Source organism: Streptomyces aureocirculatus, from assembly GCF_000720475.1.
Classification (GTDB): domain Bacteria; phylum Actinomycetota; class Actinomycetes; order Streptomycetales; family Streptomycetaceae; genus Streptomyces; species Streptomyces aureocirculatus.
Map to the genome: position 1 here is coordinate 63,777 of NZ_JOAP01000003.1, position 22,327 is coordinate 86,103.

The window sequence follows — 22,327 nt, forward strand, 5'->3', positions numbered from 1 at the left end:
CATGAGCAGTAGTAGCAATTCACACACGTCGACGATCGGCGCCATCGGAGCGCCGAGCCGGCGCAACACCGAGCTCGCGCTCCTGGTGTTCGCCGTCGTCATCCCGCTGTTCGCCTACATGAACGTGGGCCTCGCCATCTCCGGCGAGCTGCCGCCCGGCATGCTCGGCTACGGCCTGGGACTCGGCCTGCTCGCGGGCGTCGCGCACCTGGTGGTGCGCAAGTTCGCACCGTACGCGGACCCGCTGCTGCTGCCCCTGGCCACGCTGCTCAACGGCCTCGGCCTCGTGGTCATCTGGCGGCTCGACCAGTCGGAGCGGCTGCAGCAGCTCGGCAAGGCCTCCTTCGGCGCGTACAACGCGGCGGCTCCCAAGCAGCTCCTGTACTCGGCGATCGGCATCGCCCTGTTCGTCGCCGTGATGATGCTCCTGAAGGACCACCGCGTCCTCCAGCGGTACACGTACATCTCGATGATCGCCGCCATGGGCCTGCTGCTGCTTCCGCTCGTGCCGGGCCTCGGCAAGAACATCTACGGCGCCAAGATCTGGATCCAGGTCGGCGGTTTCTCCATCCAGCCGGCCGAGTTCGCGAAGATCGTCATCGCGGTGTTCTTCGCCGGGTACCTGATGGTGAAGCGGGACGCGCTCGCCCTGGCCAGCCGCCGCTTCATGGGTCTGTACCTGCCGCGCGGGCGTGACCTCGGCCCGATCCTGGCCGTGTGGGCCATGTCGATCCTGATCCTGGTCTTCGAGACCGACCTCGGTACGTCGCTGCTGTTCTTCGGCATGTTCATCGTGATGCTGTACGTGGCCACGGAGCGCACGAGCTGGATCGTGTTCGGTCTGCTGATGTCGGCCATCGGCGCCGTCACCGTGGCCTCCTTCGAGCCGCACGTGAAGGTGCGTGTGGACGCCTGGCTCGACCCCTTCTCCAAGGAGGTCATCAACCAGACGGGAACCGACCAGATCGCCCAGTCCATGATGGCGTTCGGCTCCGGCGGCACCCTCGGCACCGGGCTCGGCCAGGGCAACTCCGACCTGATCGGCTTCGCCGCCAACTCCGACTTCATCCTCGCCACGTACGGCGAGGAGCTGGGCCTCGCCGGGGTCATGGCCGTCCTGCTGATCTACGGCCTGATCGTGGAGCGCGGTGTCCGCACGGCCCTCGCGGCCCGCGACCCGTTCGGCAAGCTGCTCGCGGTGGGCCTGTCCGGCGCCTTCGCCATCCAGGTCTTCGTCGTCGCGGGCGGCGTCATGGGCCTGATCCCGCTGACGGGCATGACGATGCCGTTCATCGCGTACGGCGGCTCATCGGTGATCGCCAACTGGGCCCTCGTCGGCATCCTGCTGCGCATCAGCGACACCGCGCGCCGCCCGGCACCGTCGCCCGCCCCGAACCCCGACGCCGAGATGACCCAGGTGGTAAGGCCGTGAACAAGCCCCTGCGCCGCATCGCGATCTTCTGTGGCCTGCTCGTCCTCGCGCTGCTCGTCCGCGACAACTGGCTGCAGTACGTCCAGGCCGACAACCTCGCCGAGCACGAGATGAACCGCCGCGTGCCCATCGAGCGGTACGCCCAGCCGCGCGGCGACATCATCGTCGACGGCAAGGCCGTCACCGGCTCCAAGAAGGTCGACGGCGGCGACTTCAAGTACAAGCGGACGTACAAGGACGGGCCCATGTGGTCGCCCGTCACCGGCTTCGCCTCGCAGCGCATCGGCGCCAACCAGATCGAGAGCATCGAGGACGGCATCCTCACCGGCAAGGACGACCGGCTCTTCTTCCGCCGCAGCCTCGACATGCTGACCGGCAAGAAGAAGGAGGGCGGCAACGTCGTCACGACCCTCAACCGGGACGCCCAGAAGGCCGCGTACGACGGCCTGAAGAGCAAGGGCAAGGGCGCCGTCGCCGCGATCGACCCCTCGACCGGCGCGATCCTGGCGCTTGCCTCCACCCCTTCGTACGACCCCTCCAGCTTCGCCGGCAACTTCAACAAGGACGCCGAGACCTTCGGGAAGCTGGACAAGGACCCCGACAAGCCGATGCTGAACCGCGCGCTGCGCGAGACCTACCCCCCCGGCTCCACCTTCAAGGTGGTCACGGCCGCGGCGGCGATGGAGCACGGCCTGTACACGGACATCGACGCCAAGACGCGCTCGCCGCTGCCGTGGACGATGCCGAACACCACCACGCCGCTGAAGAACGAGGGCAACATCCCCTGCAAGAACGCCACGCTGCGCGAGGCGCTGCGGGTGTCCTGCAACACCGTCTTCGGCAAGATCGGCTCGGACCTCGGCAAGGACAAGATGCTGGAGACGGCCGAGAAGTTCGGCTTCAACGAGCAGCAGTTCGTCCCGGTCCGCTCCAACGCCTCCACCTTCCCCAAGGAGATGGACCGGCCGCAGACCGCGCTGTCCTCCATCGGCCAGTTCGAGACCGCCACGACGCCGTTGCAGATGGCGATGGTGACCTCCGCGATCGCGAACGACGGCACGCTGATGGAGCCGTACATGGTCAAGGAGCTGCAGGCGCCGAACCTCGACGTGATCGAGAAGCACTCGCCCAAGGAGATGAGCGAGCCGCTGTCCAAGGAGAACGCGCAGAAGCTCCAGGACATGATGCAGACCGTGGTGAACGAGGGCACGGGAACCAGGGCCAAGATTCCCGGCGTCACCGTGGGCGGCAAGACCGGTACGGCGCAGCACGGCCTGAACAACAGCAAGAACCCGTACGCCTGGTTCATCAGCTATGCGAAGACCGACTCGGGCTCCCCGGTCGCGGTGGCCGTGGTCGTCGAGGACAGCGGGGCCTCCCGTGACGACATCTCCGGCGGCGGTCTCGCGGCGCCGATCGCCAGGGACGTGATGAAGGCGGTTCTCGACAGCAAGAAGTGACCCCTGTCACGGCCCCTTCGCATCGGTGCACGTTGCGATACCGGTCCTGTATCGGGTGACGGTTGCGGCCGGGTCACGTAGGGCGAGCCGGGTACGGTATGCCGGACAGCACACCGCCGGACCGCGCAACACGGTGCGGTCGGGGACCGACGGAGAGGGCTGGAATAGCTATGGAAGAGCCGCGTCGCCTCGGCGGCCGGTATGAGCTGGGCCAGGTGCTCGGCCGCGGCGGGATGGCGGAGGTCTACCTCGCGCACGACACCCGTCTCGGCCGGACCGTGGCGGTGAAGACGCTGCGGGTGGACCTCGCCCGCGACCCGTCGTTCCAGGCCCGGTTCCGCCGTGAGGCCCAGTCGGCCGCCTCGCTCAACCACCCGGCGATCGTCGCGGTCTACGACACCGGTGAGGACTACGTCGACGGGGTCTCCATCCCGTACATCGTCATGGAGTACGTCGACGGCTCCACGCTGCGTGAGCTGCTGCACTCCGGGCGGAAGCTGCTGCCCGAGCGCGCCATGGAGATGACCATCGGCATCCTCCAGGCCCTGGAGTACTCGCACCGCAGCCAGATCGTCCACCGTGACATCAAGCCCGCGAACGTCATGCTGACGCGCAACGGCCAGGTCAAGGTGATGGACTTCGGCATCGCCCGCGCCATGGGCGATTCCGGCATGACGATGACGCAGACCTCCGCGGTCATCGGCACCGCCCAGTACCTCTCCCCGGAGCAGGCCAAGGGCGAGCAGGTCGACGCGCGCTCCGACCTCTACTCGACGGGCTGCCTGCTCTACGAGCTCCTGACGGTCCGGCCCCCGTTCGTCGGCGACTCCCCGGTCGCGGTGGCCTACCAGCACGTGCGGGAAGAGCCGCAGTCCCCGAGCGTCTTCGACCACGAGATCACGCCCGAGATGGACGCGATCGTCCTGAAGGCGCTCACCAAGGACCCGGACTACCGGTACCAGTCGGCCGACGAGATGCGTGCCGACATCGAGGCCTGCCTCGACGGGCAGCCCGTCGCGGCGACGGCCGCGATGGGCGCCGTCGGCTACGGCGGCCAGCCCGGTGACTACGGTGACCAGGCCACGGCCATGCTCCGCCCGCAGAACGGCGCCGGGGGCCACGGCCAGACGTCCATGATGCCGCCGGTCAACCCCGACGACGGCTACGACGACGGGTCCCGGCGCGGCCGCCAGAAGAAGAGCAGCACCTCCACGATCCTGCTCGTGGCCGCGGGCATCCTCGTCCTGGTGGGCGCGATCCTCATCGGGAAGTGGGCGTTCAGCGGGACCAGCAGCAGCAGCGACGACAAGAAGGCGCCGAACTTCGTCGGGCAGACGCTGAAGGAAGCGCAGCAGGACGCGAAGAACGTCGACCTGAACGTCGCCGTGTCCAAGCGCGAGCCCTGCGAGAAGTACCCCAAGGGCGAGATCTGCTCCCAGGACCCCGGCGCGGACACCAAGGTCGAGAAGGGCGACACGATCAATGTGGTCGTGTCCACGGGGGCGCCGAAGGTAGCGGTTCCGAGCGTCATCGGCCTGGACGCCGACGAGGCGCGGGAGAAGCTTGAGGGCGACAAGTACCAGTTCAAGGTCGAGCAGAAGCAGAGGGTCTCCAGCGAGACCGAGGGCGAGGTCCTCGAACAGGACCCGACCTCGGGCGCCGAGCGGCAGAAGGGCAGCACGATCACCCTGATCGTCGCCAAGAAGCAGCAGAAGGTGACCGTCCCTGACGTCTCCGGTCAGAGCTGGGAAGCGGCGAAGAAGCAGATCGAGGCCAACGGTCTCACCGCGCAGCGCACCGACGTCGAGAGTGAGAGCGTCGACGAGGGCAAGGTCATCCAGACCTCGCCGTCGGCCAACACGCAGGTGGACCCGAACTCCACGGTGACGGTCCAGGTCGCGAAGGCGCCCGAGGAAGAGGAAGAGGAGAACGTCGCGGTCCCCGCGCTGGGCGGCCAGAAGCTCTCCGACGCCCGCGACGCCCTCGAGGACGCGGACCTGTCCGTCGGCAACATCACGGGCCCGCAGGACGACGACGCCACGGTGATCCTCTCCGACCCGCCCGGTGGCCAGCAGGTCAAGACCGGCACGTCGATCAACCTGGTGACCACCGGCGGCAACCCGGGCGGCGGCGACCAGGGCGGCGGCAACGGCAACGGCGGCGGTGACAACGGCGGTAACGGCAACGGTGGCGGTGACAACGGCGGCGGCTTCATCGAGGGCGCCGGCGGCTGGGGCCGCCACGGCCGGGACTGACCCGGTACGAGACACATGACGAGGGCCCCGGCACCGTGCAGTGCCGGGGCCCTCGTCATGTCCGGGGGGCCGTGAGCCCTAGTCCAGCTCGGGCGGCGGCGTCCGGTCGTTGTCGACCTTCTCCACGCGCTCCAGCTTGCCCCACACCACGTAGCGGTAGTTCGAGGTGAAGACGGGGGTGCAGGTGGTGAGGGTGATATAGCGGCCCGCCCGCTTCGCGCCGGACTCCTTGGGGACGGGGTCCAGGACACGGACGTTGTACTTCGAGGTCTCGGGGAGGGTCTTGAAGACCTTGTAGACGTACCACTTGTCGCGGGACTCGAAGACGATCGGGTCGCCTTCGTCGATCTTGTCGATCCGGTGGAACTTCGCCCCGTGGCCGTCCCGGTGGGCGGCCAGGGTGAAGTTGCCCTTCTTGTCCTGCGGCAGGGCGGACTTGATGGGCTTCGTGTAGTAGCCGGCCACACCGTGGTTGAGGGTCTTGGCGTTGGTGCCCTTGGTGACCAGGATCTCGCCACCGCTCATCGTGGGTACGTGCAGGAAGCCGATGCCGTCCTTGGTGTTGAAGGCCGTGGGGCCCTTGGCCTCCCAGTGGTCACGGACGCGGTTGCCCTGCTTCTTCGCCTCGCGGTCCGCTATGACGTTCGTCCACCAGAGGGAGTAGGCGACGAACAGGCCGAGGATCACGCCCGCGGTGATGAGGAGTTCACCGAAGACGCTGACGGCCGTCGCGATCCGGCCGCGGCCGCGCCGCGGCGCGACGGGCGCGGGCGCGGGGTCCCCGGGCGCGGGGTCCCCGGGCCGCTCCTGCTCGTCCTCTTCGGTGGTGGCTGCCACTGCTCTCGCCCCGTCCGTCTCAGCGCCTAGTCGACCAGCGCGGGCGGTTTGCCCTTGTCGCGCGGCCGTTCCTCGACCATCTTGCCCCACACGATCAGCCGGTACTTACTCGTGAACTCGGGGGTGCAGGTCGTCAGGGTGAGATAGCGGCCGGGTCTCGTGAAGCCGGAACCCGGCGGGACCGCGTCGAGCACCGCCGTGTTGGCGGGGGAGGTCTGCGGCAGCATGCTCGCCGTCTTGTAGACGAAGTACGTGTCCTGCGTCTCGACGACGATGGGGTCGCCCGGCTTCAGGCGGTTGATGTAGCGGAACGGCTCACCGTGGGTGTTGCGGTGTCCGGCGACCGCGAAGTTGCCCGGGTTCGCCTCCGGCATGGGGGTCTTGGTGCCGCCCTTGTTGTAGTGGCCGACCATGCCCCGGTCGAGGACCCGGTGCTTGTCGATGCCCTCGGCGACCGGCACGACGACGTCCAGCTTCGGGATGTGCATCAGCGCGAAGCCCTGCCCCGGTTCGAAGGCGCCCGGCTTGCCCTCGCCCTTCGCCCAGTCCTCCTGGAGCTTGCGCGCGGCCGCGTCGGCCTGCTGCTGAGCCCTTATGTTCGTCCACCACAGTTGGTACGTGACGAAGAGGAGCATCAGGACGCCGATGGTGATGAAGAGCTCCCCGACGGCACGGCTGGCCACCGTGGCGGGCCCCGGCCTGGCCGCACGTGCGGCACGCCGGGCCTCCACGCGGGTCAGGGGCCGCTCGGGGCGCTCCACCGTCCCCGCGGGCCCCGTAGCCCCCGTAGCCCCCGCTGCGGCCGTCGGCGCCCCGGCTCGGGCCCCGGTGCCACTCCCGGCGGACACCCCCGCCTTCGCGCCCCGGCGCCCCTTGCGCCGGGCGGCCTTGCGGCGCGCGGCGCGCCCACCCGGCACGACGGCCTCCGGCGGCCCGGCGGTCTCCGGCGGCCCTGTGGTCTCCGGCGGCACGACGGCCTCCGGCGGCCCTGTGCCCGCTGTTCGCCGCGTGTCCACCGTGCGCAGCGCGATGGTCTCGTCGTCGGCGGGCGCGGACACGTGGACGTACGCCACTTGTTCCGGGGGCTCAGGGCCCGCCTCAGAAGCCCCGGGCTCCCCGGGCTCCCCGGGCGGCGCAGCGCGGAACCACGGCGACGGATGCTCCCCCGCCCCGTCGGCGTCGGCGCCCCCGTGCGCCCCCGGGGTCACGCCGTGGCCCTGCCCACCACCGGGGCGAGCCCGCTCGACCGGGCGACGGCCCCGGTGTCGCCGCACTCCGCGAGCCAGTTGGCCAGCATGAGGTGGCCGTGCTCGGTGAGAACGGACTCGGGGTGGAACTGGACGCCCTCGACGGGCAGTTCACGGTGGCGCAGGCCCATGATGATGCCGTCGGCCGTGCGCGCGGTCACTTCGAGGTCGGCCGGGACCGTGGCGGGCTCGGCGGCGAGGGAGTGGTAGCGGGTGGCGGTGAACGGTGACGGCAGGCCCGCGAAGACGCCCCTGCCCTCGTGCGTGACCGGCGAGGTCTTGCCGTGCAGGAGTTCCGGCGCCCGGTCCACCACACCCCCGTACGCCACCGCCATGGACTGCATGCCCAGGCAGACGCCGAAGACGGGCACCCCGGTCGCGGCGCAGTGGCGCACCATCTCCACGCAGACACCGGCCTGCTCGGGCGTCCCCGGGCCCGGCGAGAGCAGCACGCCGTCGAAGCCGTCCTGGGCGTGCTTCAGCTCGACCTCGTCGTTGCGCACGACCTCGCACTCGGCGCCGAGCTGGTACAGGTACTGCACGAGGTTGAAGACGAAGCTGTCGTAGTTGTCGACGACGAGAATGCGGGCGTTGTTGCTGGTGCTCACTGGCCGTCCACCGTCACATCGTTGAAGGGCAGCAGCGGCTCCGCCCAGGGGAAGACGTACTGGAACAGCACGTAGACGACCGCGAGGGCGAGCACGAGCGAGAGCAGTGCCTTCACCCATGCGTTCCCCGGCAGATGCCGCCAGATCCAGCCGTACATGCCGTCCCTTCCGTCGCCGTACGGCACCAGACTAACGGCGCAGTGCCCCGGGTTTCCCGGCCTCCACCGGCTGGGTGGCGTCGAGGCGGGCCCAGGCGATCAGGCGGTGGCTGTGGCCCCACTCGGGTTCACAGGTGGTGAGGGTGAGGTACCGGCCGGGCTCGCGGTAGCCGGATTTGCGGGGTACGGGGTCGATGACGCCGGTGTCCCCGGGGAGGGTCCGGTAGGGCTCCCTGTCGATGCGGTACGTGAACCAGGTGGTGCCGTCGGTGAGGACCACGGCGTCGCCGGGGCGCAGCTCGGGGAAGTCCTTGAAGGGGTCCCCGTGGGTGCGGCGGTGCCCCGCCACGGCGAAGTTGCCCTTCTGGCCGAGCCGGGCGGTGCGCGCGTAGTGGCCGAGGCCCTTCTTCAGGGTGCCGGTGGCGGTGCCCTGGAGCACGGGCTTGTTCCACGTGAAACCGAAGCGGGGGACGTACATCACGGCGAAGGGGTCGCCGTCCTTGTAGGGCGCGTCGTTCCGGGCGAGGAGGGGGGCGTCGCCGTCGCCCTTGCCGTCGGCGCCGAGGGACTGCTCGGCCCACCGGTCCTGAAGGCGGTCGATCTGCCGGTCCATCGCCCGGTCGGCCCGCACGCCGGTCCAGAACAGCACGTAGACCACGAACAGCACGATCAGGGTGCCGACGGTGATGCACAGTTCGCTGAACGTCCTGACGATCACTCGCACCGGCACGGGGTCCCCCCAGGGGCTACGGCTGGTTACGGCTCCACGGGCTTCGCGTGGTGGAGATCCACTGTGCCCGAGTAGCCGGGAAGAGTCACCGCTCCGTCGTCGTCGACTTTCCAGCCGAGTCCATAGGCGTTGACGTACAGCATGTAGTTCTGGATCTCGGGGGAAGCGGCGAGGGCCTTCCTGAGCCGGTCCGGGTCGCCGACGGCGGTGACCTTGTACGGCGGGGAGTAGACCCGGCCCTGGAGGATCAGGGTGTTGCCGACGCAGCGCACGGCACTGGTGGAGATCAGACGCTGGTCCATGACCCTGATCCCCTCGGCGCCGCCCTGCCACAGGGCGTTCACCACCGCCTGGAGGTCCTGCTGGTGGATGACCAGGTCGTTGGGCTGAGGCTCGGGGTAGCCGGGGAGCTTGGCGGTGGCGTCGGGCGGGGCGTCGGCGAGGGTGACCGTGACGGCGTCGCCGCTGAGCTTCTTGGTGCCCGCGTTCCGCTCCAGGGCCCTGAGGCGGGCCTCGTCGGCCTTGGTCGCGGGGCTGTCGCGCTGGGCCAGGGAGTCGACGTCGTCGCGCAGGGAGCCGTTGGAGTCCTCCAGGTCCTTGTTCTCGCGGCTGCGTTCCTGGATCAGGTCGGAGAGCTTCAACAGGGAGGCGTCCGTACGGATGTTGGTGCCCTTGGCCGTGTTGAAGCTGGTGACGAAGATCAGACCGGCGAGGGCGAAAACGGCGATCGTCAGAAGCCGCACGGGCCGCCAGGGACCACGCCGCTTCGTGCCTCCGGGGAAGTCGGCAGAATTGCTCAACGTACCCTTATCTCCTTCACCGCCGCGGAAGCACTACGCTAACGGACGCCCGGGGGGAGGACTTGGCGCACCTGAGTGCCCCCAGTGCCCGCCCCGGCGCCACGCCCCGTTCCCTGCGCGGCCACGCAGCGCATCGACAGGAGAGACCCTCGTGCCGAAGTCACGTATCCGCAAGAAGGCAGACGACTACACGCCGCCGGCGAGCAAGAAGGCGACGACCATCAAGCTGACCAGCCGTAGCTGGGTGGCCCCGGTGATGCTGGCGCTGTTCCTCATCGGCCTGGCCTGGATCGTGGTCTTCTACGTCACGGACGGGGAGCTGCCGATCGACCCGCTCGGCAACTGGAACATCGTCGTCGGCTTCGGCTTCATCGCCGCGGGCTTCGGCGTCTCCACGCAGTGGAAGTAACGGTTCCACTGAGCTGAGGGCAGGGCGGGGCGGCTGACGCATGCCGTGGAGCGGGCGCTCCACGGGAGCGTACGCATGCCCCCGCCCGCAAGCCCTGGCCTGAGTTATCCACAGCGCGAGCACTGCCATCCACAGACCTGGGGAAAGGTCTGAAGATCTGTGGATAACTCTCCGGCGGTTGACGCCGGTGTGACCGGTTCCGCATCCGGGGCCGACCCACCATCCCCTGTCCTGCCTGGGGAAACCCGGATCAGCGACCTTCGGAACACGCGTTCCCCACTTCGTGCACAAGATCGGGCACAGACTGTGGACAACGTGCCTCAGCCGAGCTGGGCCGTCCGCACCACCACGACCACCACGATCGCCAGAAGCACCAGCGCACACGTGCCCCACTGCACCAGGGCCCGCCGCTCCCGCGGGGCGTGCACCATGCCGTACGCGATGGCGACACCGGCGATCAGTCCGCCGACGTGCGCCTGCCAGGCGATGCCACTCCAGGTGAAGGTGAAGAGCAGGTTCAGCGCGAGCAGGAACACGACCGGGCGCATGTCGTAGTTCAGGCGCCGCATCAGGACGGCCGTCGCGCCGAGCAGGCCGAAGATCGCACCGGACGCCCCGAGCGAGGCCTCGTGGTCGTTCGCCACCAGATATGTCAGGGCACTGCCCCCGAGGCCCGACAGCAGATAGAGCGCCAGATAGCGGGCGCGGCCCAGCGCCGCCTCCAGGGGTCCGCCGAGCCACCACAGGCCGAGCATGTTGAACGCGATGTGCCAGATCTCCTGGTGCGTGAACATCGACGTGACCAGGCGGTACGGCTGGCCCTCCGCGACGCCCTCGGTGGGCACGAAGGGGTAGGGCGGCCACTGGCCGATGAGGACCAGGTCGTTCAGGAGGCTGTCACCGCGCACCCGTACCGCGACGAACACCAGCAGGTTGACCGCCAGGATGATCTTCGTGAGCAGCCGGGGGTCCTGCGCGACGGTGCCGCCCGCGATCGTGCGCGGCCGGGCGGCGGCGGGCGAGTGCCCGGTGCCGGAACCGTCTCGGACGCACTCCGGGCACTGGAAGCCGACGGAAGCGCTGATCATGCACTCCGGGCAGATCGGACGCTCGCAGCGGGTGCAGGTGATGCCGGTCTCCCGGTCCGGATGCCGGTAGCAGCCCGGCGGCCCCTGTGCGTCCCGCGGCTCCTGCGGGTTGCCTGGCGCCTGGTCCATTGCGGTCCCCTCATTCTCCGTACGAAGGCGCGGCGTGACGAACGCGCCGCCCCGCCCTTCCTCTACGGACGGGCGGGGCGGTTTGGTTCCCTCGTGGGGCGCTGCCGCGCGGCCGCCCCCGGAGACCTCGCGTCGGCGCTCAGCCCTCGCGCGTCTCGATCACGACGGACTCGATCACGACGTCGTTGACCGGGCGGTCGGTGCGCGGGTTCGTCTGGATCCCCGCGATGGCGTCCACGACCTTCTTGCTCGCGTCGTTCGTGACCTCGCCGAAGATGGTGTGCTTGCGCGTCAGCCAGGCGGTCGGCGAGACCGTGACGAAGAACTGCGAGCCATTGGTGCCGGGGCCCGCGTTGGCCATGGCGAGCAGGTACGGCTTGTCGAAGGCCAGGTCCGGGTGGAACTCGTCCCCGAACTCGTAGCCCGGGCCGCCGGTGCCGTTGCCCAGCGGGTCGCCGCCCTGAATCATGAAGCCGCTGATCACGCGGTGGAAGACCGTGCCGTCGTACAGCTTGTCCGTGGACTTCTTGCCGGTGGCGGGGTGCGTCCACTCGCGCTCGCCCTTGGCGAGCTCAACAAAGTTCTTGACCGTCTTGGGCGCGTGATTCGGCAGCAGCCGGATCTCGATGTCGCCCTGGTTGGTCTTGAGGGTGGCGTAGAGCTGCTCGGCCACGATCTGCCTTCCGTTGTCGTCTGTGACTGCACGATCCTCGCACGGACTTGTTTGGGACCAGTAGCTGACGAGTACTCGCAGGGAAGGCTCCTCCGTCGGCGAACCGTGGCATTGTCGCCGGGGAACCCCCGTACCCGGATGCCCGCCCTCATATGCCGCGGAGCCATATGGCAGGCATGATCTTCGAAAGGGTGGAAAGGTGACATACCTATACGCCACCGAGGAGGAGGAACCCGTGACCCGCAAGGACAGCGTGCGCGCCGCGACGAGCACAGCCAAGGACAGCGTGCGTCACGCCGCAGAGGTGGTGGCGCCCTACGCCGGCACGGCCAAGGAGACGGCGGCGCAGTACGCGCACGAGACCCGGGCCAAGCTCGCGCCCAGGGTGTCGCACGCGGCGCACGAGGCGGCGGAGCAGGCCCGCGCCCAGTACGGCACCCATGTCGCGCCGCGCCTGGAGCAGGCACGTACGCATGTGCCGCCGAAGGTCGACCTCGCCGCGCACCAGGCCGCCGCCCGCACCCGCAGGGCGGCCCGGCAGGCCGCCGACTTCTCCAAGCCGCGCATCGAGCAGGCCGTGGCCGCGGCGGGCCCGGCCCGCGAGGAGGCCGCCGCCCGTGGCGCCGCGGCGCTCGCCGCGCTGCGCGGACAGGTCACCCCGCAGGAGATCGAGCGGCTCTCCCGCCGCCATGCGCGCCGGGCCCGCACCGGCCGGCTCGCCAAGCGCCTCGCCGTCGTCGGCCTGCTTGCCGCCGGCGCCGTCGCCGCCTGGAAGTGGTGGGACAAGCAGGCCAACCCGGACTGGCTCGTCGAACCCCCGGCCGCCACGGAGGTCCCCGACCGCGCGCCCCTGACCTCGGTCGACGGCAGCGCACAGGCGTCCCTCGACCCGGAGGTACAGGCCAAGCAGGCGGAGGCGGAGTCCGAGCCCGAGGGCCACGACAAGCGGAGCTGACGGCACCGCACGACGACCACCGCCGCGGCGCGCCCACGCTCGTGGCACACGAGTGGTAGGTGCGCCGTGGCGCAGGCGGGGTGGTGGCCGCGGTGGCGGCCGGTGCGAGCGCGGCGCCAGCCACAGCGGCCGGTCAGAGCCCGGCGGCCACCGCAATGATCAAAGCCCGGCACCAGCCGCAGTGCGCGGCGGCAGCCGCAGCGGTCGAAGCGCGGTGGTGGAGGTGCGGCGCGCGGTGGTGGAGGTGCGGCTCAGAGCCTGGTGCGTCGTGGCGTCGTCATGACGGCCCCTCCGGGGCGAAGCCCTCCGGGGCGAAGGTGAGGTCACCTGCGACGATCGCCCGGGTGAGAGCCTCCAACGGCATCCCGCGGGAGAACGCCCGTGCCTTGATCAGTGCCAGCGCGTCGTCGACGCGACAGCCGACGTGCACCGAGACCATGCCCGCGGCCTGCTGCACGCTGTCGCGGTGGTCGGTCCCCCCGTACAGCTCGGGGTCGGCGTCCGGGTCGCGGAGCACCAGCCGGGTCAGCGCGCCGACGAGCTCGTCGAAGGCGCGGGAGCCGACAAGGCCGGGGGGCGGGTCGAAGACCGCGAGGGCGCCGAGGCAGCGCGCCGAGGCAGCGGTGTCCAGGGGCGCCGCGGCGACCTCACGGACGCCGAGCGCGGTGAGCGCGGGCCCGTAACAGGGCCAGCGGGTCTCGATCGCGTCGCCCGTCGCGACGACGAGACTGCGGTGCGTCGTGGCGTCCCGGGAGGGGCCCTCGCCCAGTACGAACTCCAAGTCCTGTGCGGCCCGCGCGGGTTCGCCGGACGCGGCCACCGCGAGCTGGCTGTTGCGCGCGTCCACCAGGATGAGCGCCGCGCTGTCGGCGCCGCACGCCTCGGCGACACCGGCCATGAACCGGGGCGGCTCCCCGCGTCCCTGCGCCCACTTCGCCATGCGTCTGGCGAACGCCTCCTGGAGTTCCGCCGAGGAGCGGTGACAGGCGGCCGACCTGCGCAGCGCGGCGGCGAGGTCGGCGTTCGGCGCATGGCCGGACTCCAGCGCGTACGCCTCGTACCGTTCGGCTGACTCCTCGGCACGCTCCGCTCGCAAACGCGCCGCCGCGGCACGCCGCCAAGCGGCAGCCACCTGGCCGGCACAGCCGTCGCCCGGGGTCATGACTCAAGCCTACGCCCGGACTTTCGGGCTCCGCGGGCGTTATCGGCATGTCTTGCCGCAGGTCGTCCTGTTCCCTGAGCCCAGGGAGCGGGCCGGAACGGACGCTCTCCTTGGGCGAGTCGAGCGGGCCACCGGTCGAGGCGGCGACGGCCACGACCGCGCGGGATTAGCCCAGGCGGCGCAATCGGCCGTGCGGGCCGGTGCGCGCCCGGGTGTCCTTGCAGCTATGGGCTACCACATAGACGGCCCGCACCAAGCGGGCACCACACGACGGGACGCGCTCGGGCTTGCCGCGGGTCTGCTGGTCGGCGGGGCGCTGTCAGGAGCGATGGCGGCACCCGCGGTCGGCGACGAGGACGACTGGGTCCCGCGGGAGGAGGGCCGGCCGCCGCCCGAGGGGGACTGGGCGCTGCGGGACGCCGCCCCGGCCGCGCCGGGCGGGGACGGGTGCGTCGCGGACTTCGACGAGGAGTTCGAGGCCGACCTCGCCGCCGCCGAGGCCGCACTGCCACCCGGGGAGGACAGCCGGAGCCTCGGCGTCCCCGCGCGGCCTCCGGGCCGCTTCGCCCGGCCCCTGCGCCGCCGTTACCGCGTGACGTCGCGCTACGGCGTACGCGGCAACTGGGCCGCCGGGCACCACACCGGCATCGACCTCGGCGTGCCGAACGGCACTCCGGTGTACGCCGTTGGCAGTGGCGTCGTGGTGCTCGCACGCTGGTCGGGGGCGTACGGCAAGGCGGTGACGGTGCGGCTGCGGGACCGGCACTACGCCGTGTTCGGGCACCTGTCGCGCATCTCGGTGCGCCAGGGCCAGCGCATCCGCACCGGTACCCGGATCGGCTACAGCGGCGCCACCGGGCGTGCCACGGGCCCGCACCTCCACCTGGAGATTCGGGCCCGGCGCGGCTACGGCTCGGACGTCAACCCGGTGTCGTACCTCGCCAGACGAGGGGTGTGGCTGCGGTAGGCGATGCACCGGTCCGGCCACACCTTCGCCTGCCGTCAGGGCATGCGTGCCGCGCACGGACGACACGAACACCACGCGCATACGACGTGCGGACACATCCTCCCGGAGAGCGCTCCTCGGCATCGCGCACCAAGTATGAGCACGTGTTTCTCCCGGCGCCCGGCGCGCCGGTGGAAGGAAACCCACTCGGTCACGGACGCCGTGACCTCGCGTCAACACCGCGCGTTAAGGGACTACGGCCGTCCCCTATGCGGCCGCATAGTTCCCACTCAAAGGAGAACGTGATGTCTCGCATCGCGAAGGCAGTCGGCGTCACCCTCGGCGCGGGCGCCGTGGTACTCAGCGGCGCGGGTCTGGCCGCGGCGGACGCCGGAGCGCAGGGCGCGGCCGTCGACTCCCCGGGCGTGCTCTCGGGCAACCTGGTCCAGGTCCCCGCCCACATCCCGATCAACGCCTGCGGCAACACCGTCAATGTCGTCGGTCTGCTGAACCCCACCTTCGGCAACAAGTGCGTCAACAGCGACGCCGACCACCGCCACCACGGTCACGGATACGGTCACTGAACCGGCGCCGAGGCCCCCGGTATCGACCGGGGGCTTTTCCGTGCCCGGGAGACGGCGCCGGGCCCGTCGCGCACGGGTGGCGGCGTTACTCGGCGTACCGGTAGATCCCCTGGTGGCCGAGCATGTCCTGCGGTGTGGTCCGCCACGGCGGCATCGGCTCGCGACGCGCCACGACGCGTCGGTGCTGCGGCTCGTCGGGAGCGGGTGGCCGCTCCGGCAGGAACGGGGCGGAGTCCGGGTGCTGCCGCTGCCACCTGCTCCACAGCAGGTCCACGAAGGCGTGGTGCAGCCAGAACACCGGGTCGTTCACGGAGGCACCGCCGAGCATGTGGCCGCCGACCCAGCGGTGCACCCGGTTGTGGTTGCGCCACCGCGCGTCGCCGGTACCGGGTGCCCAGCCCTCGAGCCGGTTGCGGAACCCGCGCGACGCGGTGGAGTCCCAGGGCGACACGTCGTACACCGTCTCCCCCATCGCCCAGGCCACGTCCTGCCTGGTCGGCAGTGCCAGCGGGGCGGCGGGGCGCCCCAGGTCGCGGGTGAGGAAGTCTCCGTCGGTGACGCTCTCCTTGATGATCCAGCCGTTGCCCCGGGCGAACGGTCCCGTGCTCACCCGCCGGTCGCCCCGGCGGCCGGTCCCGCCCATCAGGTCCTCGCCCCACAGGGACGCGGCCGGCGTGCGGTCCTTCGTCCAGTCCCAGTACGGCACGGTGACGCCCGCGTCGACGCGGCGCAGGGCACGCTCGAAGTCCAGCAGGAAGCGGCGGTGCCAGGGCAGGAAGGTGGGGGTCATATGGGCGACCCGCCGCCGGTTCTCGCCGTCGGAGACGTAGTGGTCGATGTGCGTGCGGACGAACGCGTCGTACTCGCCGCGGCGCTTGAGCCGGAGCACGGCGTCGACGAACCGCCGCCGCTCGGCCCGGCTGAGACTCCGCTGGTTCCTGCGCGTGTACGCCATGTCCGTCCGCCCCGTCTGTTCTGTCCGCTCTGTATGCTCTGTCTGTTCTGGCCGTCTTGGCCGTCTTGGCCGTCCTTGCCGTCTTGGCCGTGCTCTGGTCAGGGACGCGGGGCGGGGCTCAGTGGAGACGGCCGGCCAGGGACTGGCGCGTGCCGAGTTCGTCGACCGCGCCGCGGGCGGCGGCCAGCGGCGTCGAGTACGACCGGTAGTGGTCGACCATGCTCAGATAACTGCCGTCGGCCCGGCGCATCAGACCGAGCGGCTTCCCGTCGACGGTGACCCGCCAGCCGCCCGGGCCGTGGACGCCCCCGCCCGTCGTCGGCTCACCCTGGATCCGCCGTCCCCGGTACGTCTCGTCGAACGCGGGCCCGCCCGGTGCCCCGGGCCGTCCCCGCTCTTCCTGCGCGGGCCCGCGCAGGACGCGGAAGGCGCCCGCGGCGCCGAGGGCGGCCGTGGCCGCGACCACGATCAGGTGACGGCGCCGCACTGTGCCGCTGCGTGTCCCCTTCGCCTCCACCGGCCCTCCCGATGTCCCCTTCGCCGTGTCTTTCGCCGAGCCTTTCGCCGTGTCCTCCGCTGTCCCTTCCACCGGGCCTCTCCACCATCCCTCTCACCGTCGGCCGGTACGCATGACGACAAGGAATCAGCTCATCCAGAAGTCCCACCAGCGCGTGAGGATCAACATGCCGACGACACCCGAATGCAGCACGGGAAGCACCCAGGTGAACTCGTCCAGGAAGGTACGCAGCCACGCGGGCGCCGGCAGGTGCGCGCGGCGCACGTTGTGCGAGGTCACGTACCAGAACAGGACGATCGTGGCCGCCCAGGCCAGACAGCACCACAGGCAGAGCGCGTTGATCCGGTAGAGGGACTGGAATTGCAGCCAGGTGCAGAAGCCCACGCCGAAGGCCGCGCCCGCGTTCAACGTCAGCCAGTACCAGGCCGGAAGGTGGGCCCCGGCCAGCAGGCTCATGCCGACGCAGCAGACGACGGCGTACGCGGCCAGCCCCAGCATCGGGTTGGGGAATCCGAACGCGGCGGCCTGCTCGCTCTTCATGATGCCGCCGCAGGCCACCACCGGGTTCATGCTGCACCCCGGTACGTAGTCCGGGTCCTGGAGCAGCTTGAACTTGTCGAGGGTGATGACCCAGGACGCGAGCAGGCCCGCCGCGCCCGTGAGCACGATCAGCAGCGCGAGTCCGCGCCCGGCCGCGGGGGAGGGATCCGGCCCGGCGGCGGTCGTGCGGACGTCGGCGGAGCCCTGGGCCGGTACCCGGCCCGCCGGAGTGACGGTGCGCATCAGCGGCGCGGCCCGGGTACGGGCAGCAGGCAGTGGGCCGCGTTCAGCATGGTGTCCTCGGAGCCCGCGAAGTCGCGTAGAGCTTTCTCGGAGACGGGACTGCCGGGTGTGCCCTCGGGCCAGGCCCGGGTGGTGATCATGAAGTAGGCATGGCCGCGCTGCCGGACAGCGGCGAGCCACTCCGGCGGGACGACACACTCCGCCCGGACGTGCGGCATGTGCACCAGTGCCTGCTCGTCCTCGATGCGGAGGCTGACGGGCAGGGAGGGGTTGCGGGCGCCATCGAGGACGGGGCCGCCGAGCGGCAGTTCCTCACTGCGCAGGAGGGTGCGCATGGCCTCGGCCGTGGCCTCGGGGCCACCTTCGGTGTCTCCCAGGGAGTAGGCCAGGAGGAAGGCCATGTCCTTCTCGTCCTCCGGGTGTTCACCGCTCCAGGCGAGGACGGCGAGGGTGCCGAGGTCGGTCACCCGGAAATCGCGCTGCTGGTCGGACGTTGAGGTCATGGGGTGCACGCTATAGACGCGCGGGGGCCATCCGGCCCCTTTTGTCACCTGTCTGGCGGAACGCGGCGACGGCATCACCCGATGGGGTCACGGGGCGCGGACGCTTGACATCGCCATCCCGGAAACACCGAAGGGCCGACCCGGCGGTGAGGCGCGGGGACCGGCCCTTCACGGTCGGGCGAGACAGCCGGGTGCGACAAGTGCCCTTACTTGGCGAGCGGAAGCCCGCCGAGGAGCTTCGCTGGACCGTTGCCGGAGTTGACGCTCTTGGCCGCGTCGCTGACGGTCTTGACGACGGAGTCCTTCTTCTTGCCGTCCAGCGCCTGCTCGGCGTTCGCGGTCACCGGCTTGGTGGTCTGCACGGCCTTCTCAAGAACGGGATTCAGGCCGACCTTCGGGCTGGTGGGCTTCACGTCGGTCGCGAAAGCGGGCGCGGCGGCACCGGCGATGACGATCGAGCCGGCCAGGACAGCGGCAGCCTTGAGGGACTTCATCGTGTTCCTTTCTTCGGCGACTTCGGTCGCCTGTAGGGGCACCGTTCAGGCAGTCATTGCCTGTCGTCTCACTTCCCTACGCCTAACGAGCGCAGGACGGTACGGAAACCCCTGTGCGGGAAACTTCCAGGGGCCCGCACGGCTGACAGCGGGCCGCCTTATCTCATATCAACCGGTGTACTGCCCGGCGGCGTCGCCCTCCGTCACGGCGCCTCACACCGTGGGCCTGCGCAACTCGGCGAGGCCGGGGAACTGCCGTGCCGGCCATGCGTCCGGACGAGTGACGCGCCGCTCTCGCCGAGCGGCCACACGCTTCACCTCTCGACACACGCGGACAAATAGGCAGTAAATCTCGTAAAAGGGGCTACTGTTGCGCTTCCTTCTCAGTCTATTTACGTCATAAGCGGTCAGATACACGCATTTAATCTGATCAACCCTTCTCCGCTGGGGTTCGCGCCTCTTCACACATGGAAGGCAGGTGCCGCCATGCGCCACCCTCCGGGCCCGCGTCGCGACGCGCGGCGGTAGCGCGCGTCTTCGTCGTCCTGGCTCACGGAACTCAGGGAGTCGTGCATGCGCCCGCCCTCGAACTCCTCCCCCGCGCCGCGGGTCCTGCACATCAGTCAACCGGCCGACGGCGGTGTGGCCCGCGTGGTCACCGACCTGGTCAGGGCGCAGCGCGCCGCCGGTCTTGACGTGCGGCTCGCCTGCCCGGGCGACGGCACCCTGGCCCGCTCGGCCGGTCCCGTGCCCGTGCACACCTGGGCGGCGGCCCGTTCCCCCGGACCCGGCCTGTGGTCCGAGGTTCGCGACCTCGCGCGCCTTGTCGACGCCGTCCGGCCGACGCTCGTGCACGCGCACAGCGCCAAGGCCGGGCTCGCCGCCCGTGCCGCCGTGCGCGGCCGGGTGCCCACCGTCTTCCAGCCACACGCCTGGTCGTTCGAAGCGGTCGACGGCGGTGTCGCGCTGCTCGCCCGCGCCTGGGAGCGGCACGCGGCCCGGTGGACGGCGCGCACCCTCTGCGTCAGCGAGGCGGAACGCGAGACCGGCCGCCGTGCGGGCATCACCGGCCCCTTCTCGGTCGTTCCGAACGGCATCGACCCGGAACGCTTCGTACCGGCGGACGATCCGTACGAGGCGCGCGCCCGGCTCCTCGCCCCGGACCGCTCCGTCGCCCGCGCCCCGCTCGTGGTGTGCGTCGGACGACTGTGCAGGCAGAAGGGTCAGGACGTCCTGCTGCGCGCCTGGTCCGAGGTGGTCGCGCGGCTGCCCGGGGCCCGTCTGGTGCTGGTCGGCGACGGCCCGGACGCGGCGGCCCTGCGCGGTCTCGCGCATCCGTCCGTGACGTTCGCGGGCGCGGCCGAGGACACGGCGCCCTGGTACCAGGCGGCCGACGTGGTCGTCCTGCCGTCCCGCTGGGAAGGCATGGCGCTCGCCCCGCTGGAGGCCATGGCCTGCGCCAGGACGGTCGTCCTCACCGACGTGGACGGCGCCCGCGAGAGCCTGCCGGCCGCCCACCACGACCGCGCCCTGGTCCCGCCGGAGGCACCGGCCTCGTTGGCGACGGCCCTGACCGCCCTGCTGCGGGACCCGGTCCTGCGCGACCGGCTGGGCCGCGAGGGCCGCGCGCACATCCTGGACCACCACGACGTGCGCCGCACGGCGGCCGCCGTCGAAGCGGTGTACCGCGAACTTCTGGGCACGGCGCCCACCGAACACAGGGAGTGCAGTACCACGTGAGTGCGGAAAGAACCGTCACCTCGTCGTCGGGACAGCCCCGCCAAGCCGAGCGCCACCGGACCGGCTCACTCGTCGTCGCCCCCCGGGGAGCACCGGTCGGCCGTGCCGGGCGCCGGAGCGGCCGGCCCTCCCCCCACCGGCGCCGGGCCCTGCCCCTGCTGGCCGCCGACGCACTCGCCGCCCTGACGGCGACCCTGCTGCTCCCCGGCCCGCTCCGCTCCCCGGCGCTCATGGCACTGCTGCTCGCCGGTGTCCTCGCCCTCAACCTCCAGGGACAACTGTACGAGGACACGCTCGCACCCTCCCTGCTCACCGAACTGCCCGCGCTGGGCGGCCGGATCGCCCTCGCCTGGTGCGCCACCGCCGTCCTCACCCCCGCCGCCACCCCGGCGCTGACTCCCGCCCTGGCCCCGGACCTCGCCCTGGCACCGGAACTCGTTCCGACCGTGCCCCCGCTCACGCCTCTTTCCCTGTCACCGGCCACCCTGCTCAGCGCGGTCGCCCTGCACGGGGTACTGGGGGCGGGTGGCCGTGCCCTGGTGCACTGGCACCGGCGGTCGGTGGTCCGGCGCCGGCCCCGACCGGTCCTGGTGCTCGGCCACGGTGGACAGGCGCGGAGCGTGGCGACGGCGCTGCTGCGGCGACCGCGGTGCGGGCTGCGGCCGGTGGGCGTGGTGGGGGAAGCCACCGACGGCGAACAGGGGCCGGGTGCGGGCCGGGGCCCGGCCGCCACCGGCACGGGCGTGGGCACGGGCGGCGCAGGGAGCGCGGGCGGGGCCTCCCCGGACGCGGGTGCGGGCATGGCCCCGGTCACCGGTGCGGGCGTGGCCGGGGGCGCGGGCACGCCCTCGGGCACAGGCGCGGGCATGGTCCCGGGCACAGGCGCGGGCACAGGCGCGGGCACGGTCCCGGGCACCGGCGCGGGCACGACCATCGGCACGACCATCGACACGGCCCCCGACGAGGAGCAGCAGGCGGGTGCCATGCCCGGACTCCCCCTGCTGGCCGACGACGACGAGCTGAACCGCGCCGTCATCCAGAACGACGTCCGGACCGTGCTCCTCCTCGCCGACCGTGCCCCCGACCACGAGTCACGGCTGACCACCCTGCGCGCCCTCGGCTGCGAACTGTGGGAGATCGATCCGCGCGGACCGACCGCCCCCACCCCGCGCGCCCCCACCCGCCCCCTGTACGTCGCCGGGTTCCGCTGCCACCCCCTCGTGTCCACGCACCGGCCGCGGCCGAGCGTGGGCAAGCGGGCGCTCGACGCGGCCGTGTCCGGCACCCTGCTCCTGCTGACCGGGCCGCTGCTCCTGACGTGCGCGCTGGTGCTGCGCGTCACCGAGGGGCCAGGGGTGATCTTCCGTCAGGAACGCGTGGGCAAGGACGGCCGGCTGTTCACCCTCCTGAAGTTCCGCACCCACCGCCCCGCCGACCCGCAGGAGTCCGCCACGCGCTGGAGCGTCGCCGACGAGCACCGCATCAGCCCGTTCTGCCGCTTCCTGCGCAGTACCTCACTGGACGAGCTGCCGCAGCTCTGGAACGTCCTTCGCGGCGACATGAGCCTGGTCGGCCCGCGCCCCGAGCGCCCCTTCTTCGTGGACCGGTTCAGCAGGCGCTACCCGCACTACGCGCACCGCCACCGGATGCCGACCGGCGTCACCGGCCTCGCCCAGGTGCACGGCCTGCGCGGGGACACCTCCATCGAGGACCGGTGCCGCTTCGACAACGCCTACATCGACAGTTGGTCGCTCTGGCAGGACCTGTGCATCCTGCTGCGCACCATCGGGTGCCTGCTGCGCCGCACGGGGAGTTGAGACCCGTGGACCACGCCCCGCCGTGCCGGAGCGGGCCCCTTCTCC

At 71.2% G+C, this 22,327-nt stretch carries 23 protein-coding genes; 9 read left to right on the forward strand and 14 right to left on the reverse strand.

Annotated features, from left to right (window positions below):
- Window position 1: 1 nt before the first annotated feature.
- From IG78_RS0103405 to pknB, 3 genes are all read left to right on the forward strand, one after another.
- Window positions 2-1,432: an FtsW/RodA/SpoVE family cell cycle protein gene (locus tag IG78_RS0103405; protein ID WP_030559619.1), complete on the forward strand. Its 1,431-nt coding sequence runs from the start codon at window positions 2-4 to the stop codon at window positions 1,430-1,432.
- Window positions 1,429-2,892, forward strand: coding sequence for a peptidoglycan D,D-transpeptidase FtsI family protein (locus IG78_RS0103410; RefSeq protein WP_030559621.1), 1,464 nt, complete (start codon window positions 1,429-1,431; stop codon window positions 2,890-2,892). Before IG78_RS0103405 ends, IG78_RS0103410 begins: the two co-directional genes overlap by 4 nt.
- 170 nt (window positions 2,893-3,062) lie before the next feature.
- Entirely contained in the window at window positions 3,063-5,147 is a 2,085-nt protein-coding gene (pknB, locus tag IG78_RS0103415; RefSeq protein WP_030559622.1) for a Stk1 family PASTA domain-containing Ser/Thr kinase, read from the forward strand.
- 78 nt (window positions 5,148-5,225) lie between these two features.
- On the opposite strand, the gene IG78_RS0103420 is transcribed toward pknB, so the two are convergent.
- The 6 genes from IG78_RS0103420 to IG78_RS0103445 are packed head-to-tail and all read right to left on the reverse strand — an operon-like array spanning window position 5,226 to window position 9,527.
- The gene (locus tag IG78_RS0103420; RefSeq protein WP_030559623.1) at window positions 5,226-5,984 is read right to left on the reverse strand and encodes a class E sortase; all 759 of its coding nucleotides are present in this window, start codon (window positions 5,982-5,984) and stop codon (window positions 5,226-5,228) included.
- A gap of 26 nt (window positions 5,985-6,010) precedes the next feature.
- Window positions 6,011-7,192: a class E sortase gene (locus IG78_RS0103425; RefSeq protein WP_404827661.1), complete on the reverse strand. Its 1,182-nt coding sequence runs from the start codon at window positions 7,190-7,192 to the stop codon at window positions 6,011-6,013.
- Window positions 7,189-7,839 carry an aminodeoxychorismate/anthranilate synthase component II gene (locus IG78_RS0103430; protein ID WP_030559626.1) on the reverse strand — a complete coding sequence of 217 codons (651 nt, stop codon included), beginning with the start codon at window positions 7,837-7,839 and terminating at the stop codon, window positions 7,189-7,191. The genes IG78_RS0103425 and IG78_RS0103430 overlap by 4 nt, the downstream gene beginning before the upstream one ends.
- Window positions 7,836-7,997, reverse strand: a complete 162-nt coding sequence (locus IG78_RS0103435) for a hypothetical protein (protein ID WP_107054808.1) — start codon at window positions 7,995-7,997, stop codon at window positions 7,836-7,838. The genes IG78_RS0103430 and IG78_RS0103435 overlap by 4 nt, the downstream gene beginning before the upstream one ends.
- 31 nt (window positions 7,998-8,028) lie before the next feature.
- Window positions 8,029-8,727: a class E sortase gene (locus tag IG78_RS0103440; RefSeq protein ID WP_030559628.1), complete on the reverse strand. Its 699-nt coding sequence runs from the start codon at window positions 8,725-8,727 to the stop codon at window positions 8,029-8,031.
- A 26-nt stretch (window positions 8,728-8,753) separates the two neighbouring features.
- Window positions 8,754-9,527, reverse strand: coding sequence for a DUF881 domain-containing protein (locus IG78_RS0103445; protein ID WP_037685026.1), 774 nt, complete (start codon window positions 9,525-9,527; stop codon window positions 8,754-8,756).
- 151 nt (window positions 9,528-9,678) lie between these two features.
- Between IG78_RS0103445 and crgA the strand changes: the two genes are divergently transcribed.
- Complete coding sequence (crgA, locus tag IG78_RS0103450; RefSeq protein WP_030559631.1) at window positions 9,679-9,936, forward strand: cell division protein CrgA; 258 nt, start codon at window positions 9,679-9,681, stop codon at window positions 9,934-9,936.
- A gap of 320 nt (window positions 9,937-10,256) precedes the next feature.
- Here the strand turns inward: crgA and IG78_RS0103455 are convergent, their stop codons facing one another.
- Window positions 10,257-11,153 carry a rhomboid family intramembrane serine protease gene (locus IG78_RS0103455; protein WP_030559633.1) on the reverse strand — a complete coding sequence of 299 codons (897 nt, stop codon included), beginning with the start codon at window positions 11,151-11,153 and terminating at the stop codon, window positions 10,257-10,259.
- A 139-nt stretch (window positions 11,154-11,292) separates the two neighbouring features.
- The gene (locus tag IG78_RS0103460) at window positions 11,293-11,826 is read right to left on the reverse strand and encodes a peptidylprolyl isomerase (RefSeq protein WP_030559634.1); all 534 of its coding nucleotides are present in this window, start codon (window positions 11,824-11,826) and stop codon (window positions 11,293-11,295) included.
- Window positions 11,827-12,061: 235 nt separating this feature from the next.
- Between IG78_RS0103460 and IG78_RS0103465 the strand changes: the two genes are divergently transcribed.
- The gene (locus IG78_RS0103465) at window positions 12,062-12,781 is read left to right on the forward strand and encodes a DUF5324 family protein (protein ID WP_030559635.1); all 720 of its coding nucleotides are present in this window, start codon (window positions 12,062-12,064) and stop codon (window positions 12,779-12,781) included.
- Between the two features lie 277 nt (window positions 12,782-13,058).
- On the opposite strand, the gene IG78_RS0103470 is transcribed toward IG78_RS0103465, so the two are convergent.
- Window positions 13,059-13,943 carry an ANTAR domain-containing protein gene (locus IG78_RS0103470; RefSeq protein ID WP_030559637.1) on the reverse strand — a complete coding sequence of 295 codons (885 nt, stop codon included), beginning with the start codon at window positions 13,941-13,943 and terminating at the stop codon, window positions 13,059-13,061.
- Between the two features lie 226 nt (window positions 13,944-14,169).
- Between IG78_RS0103470 and IG78_RS0103475 the strand changes: the two genes are divergently transcribed.
- Window positions 14,170-14,910: a M23 family metallopeptidase gene (locus tag IG78_RS0103475; RefSeq protein ID WP_225881963.1), complete on the forward strand. Its 741-nt coding sequence runs from the start codon at window positions 14,170-14,172 to the stop codon at window positions 14,908-14,910.
- A gap of 284 nt (window positions 14,911-15,194) precedes the next feature.
- Complete coding sequence (locus tag IG78_RS0103480) at window positions 15,195-15,473, forward strand: chaplin (RefSeq protein WP_030559640.1); 279 nt, start codon at window positions 15,195-15,197, stop codon at window positions 15,471-15,473.
- An 85-nt stretch (window positions 15,474-15,558) separates the two neighbouring features.
- Here the strand turns inward: IG78_RS0103480 and IG78_RS0103485 are convergent, their stop codons facing one another.
- The 5 genes from IG78_RS0103485 to IG78_RS0103505 form a co-directional block, all read right to left on the reverse strand.
- Window positions 15,559-16,428, reverse strand: a complete 870-nt coding sequence (locus IG78_RS0103485) for a tyrosinase family protein (RefSeq protein ID WP_030559641.1) — start codon at window positions 16,426-16,428, stop codon at window positions 15,559-15,561.
- A gap of 118 nt (window positions 16,429-16,546) precedes the next feature.
- The gene (locus tag IG78_RS41670) at window positions 16,547-16,945 is read right to left on the reverse strand and encodes a tyrosinase family oxidase copper chaperone (RefSeq protein ID WP_063760694.1); all 399 of its coding nucleotides are present in this window, start codon (window positions 16,943-16,945) and stop codon (window positions 16,547-16,549) included.
- A gap of 126 nt (window positions 16,946-17,071) precedes the next feature.
- Window positions 17,072-17,728: a vitamin K epoxide reductase family protein gene (locus IG78_RS0103495; RefSeq protein ID WP_030559644.1), complete on the reverse strand. Its 657-nt coding sequence runs from the start codon at window positions 17,726-17,728 to the stop codon at window positions 17,072-17,074.
- A complete protein-coding gene (locus IG78_RS0103500) occupies window positions 17,728-18,231 on the reverse strand; it encodes a DUF5949 family protein (RefSeq protein WP_030559645.1) in 504 nt (167 codons plus the stop codon). The genes IG78_RS0103495 and IG78_RS0103500 overlap by 1 nt, the downstream gene beginning before the upstream one ends.
- Before the next feature lie 206 nt (window positions 18,232-18,437).
- Entirely contained in the window at window positions 18,438-18,725 is a 288-nt protein-coding gene (locus IG78_RS0103505; protein ID WP_030559646.1) for a hypothetical protein, read from the reverse strand.
- 573 nt (window positions 18,726-19,298) lie between these two features.
- Between IG78_RS0103505 and IG78_RS0103510 the strand changes: the two genes are divergently transcribed.
- Window positions 19,299-20,465 (forward strand): glycosyltransferase family 4 protein, encoded by a 1,167-nt coding sequence (locus IG78_RS0103510; RefSeq protein ID WP_030559648.1) that lies wholly within the window; start codon window positions 19,299-19,301, stop codon window positions 20,463-20,465.
- Window positions 20,462-22,282, forward strand: coding sequence for a sugar transferase (locus IG78_RS51010; RefSeq protein WP_051852338.1), 1,821 nt, complete (start codon window positions 20,462-20,464; stop codon window positions 22,280-22,282). Before IG78_RS0103510 ends, IG78_RS51010 begins: the two co-directional genes overlap by 4 nt.
- Window positions 22,283-22,327: the final 45 nt, after the last annotated feature.

Bases quoted from the DNA above. Each gene is read 5' to 3' on its own strand.
- IG78_RS0103495 (WP_030559644.1), bottom strand. From the start codon at position 17,728: ATGCGCACCGTCACTCCGGCGGGCCGGGTACCGGCCCAGGGCTCCGCC.
- IG78_RS0103485 (WP_030559641.1), bottom strand. From the start codon at position 16,428: ATGGCGTACACGCGCAGGAACCAGCGGAGTCTCAGCCGGGCCGAGCGG.
- IG78_RS0103475 (WP_225881963.1), top strand. From the start codon at position 14,170: ATGGGCTACCACATAGACGGCCCGCACCAAGCGGGCACCACACGACGG.
- IG78_RS0103455 (WP_030559633.1), bottom strand. From the start codon at position 11,153: ATGGACCAGGCGCCAGGCAACCCGCAGGAGCCGCGGGACGCACAGGGG.
- IG78_RS0103510 (WP_030559648.1), top strand. From the start codon at position 19,299: ATGCGCCCGCCCTCGAACTCCTCCCCCGCGCCGCGGGTCCTGCACATC.
- IG78_RS0103500 (WP_030559645.1), bottom strand. From the start codon at position 18,231: ATGACCTCAACGTCCGACCAGCAGCGCGATTTCCGGGTGACCGACCTC.
- IG78_RS0103470 (WP_030559637.1), bottom strand. From the start codon at position 13,943: ATGACCCCGGGCGACGGCTGTGCCGGCCAGGTGGCTGCCGCTTGGCGG.
- pknB (WP_030559622.1), top strand. From the start codon at position 3,063: ATGGAAGAGCCGCGTCGCCTCGGCGGCCGGTATGAGCTGGGCCAGGTG.
- IG78_RS0103505 (WP_030559646.1), bottom strand. From the start codon at position 18,725: ATGAAGTCCCTCAAGGCTGCCGCTGTCCTGGCCGGCTCGATCGTCATC.
- IG78_RS0103480 (WP_030559640.1), top strand. From the start codon at position 15,195: ATGTCTCGCATCGCGAAGGCAGTCGGCGTCACCCTCGGCGCGGGCGCC.
- IG78_RS0103405 (WP_030559619.1), top strand. From the start codon at position 2: ATGAGCAGTAGTAGCAATTCACACACGTCGACGATCGGCGCCATCGGA.
- IG78_RS0103435 (WP_107054808.1), bottom strand. From the start codon at position 7,997: ATGTACGGCTGGATCTGGCGGCATCTGCCGGGGAACGCATGGGTGAAG.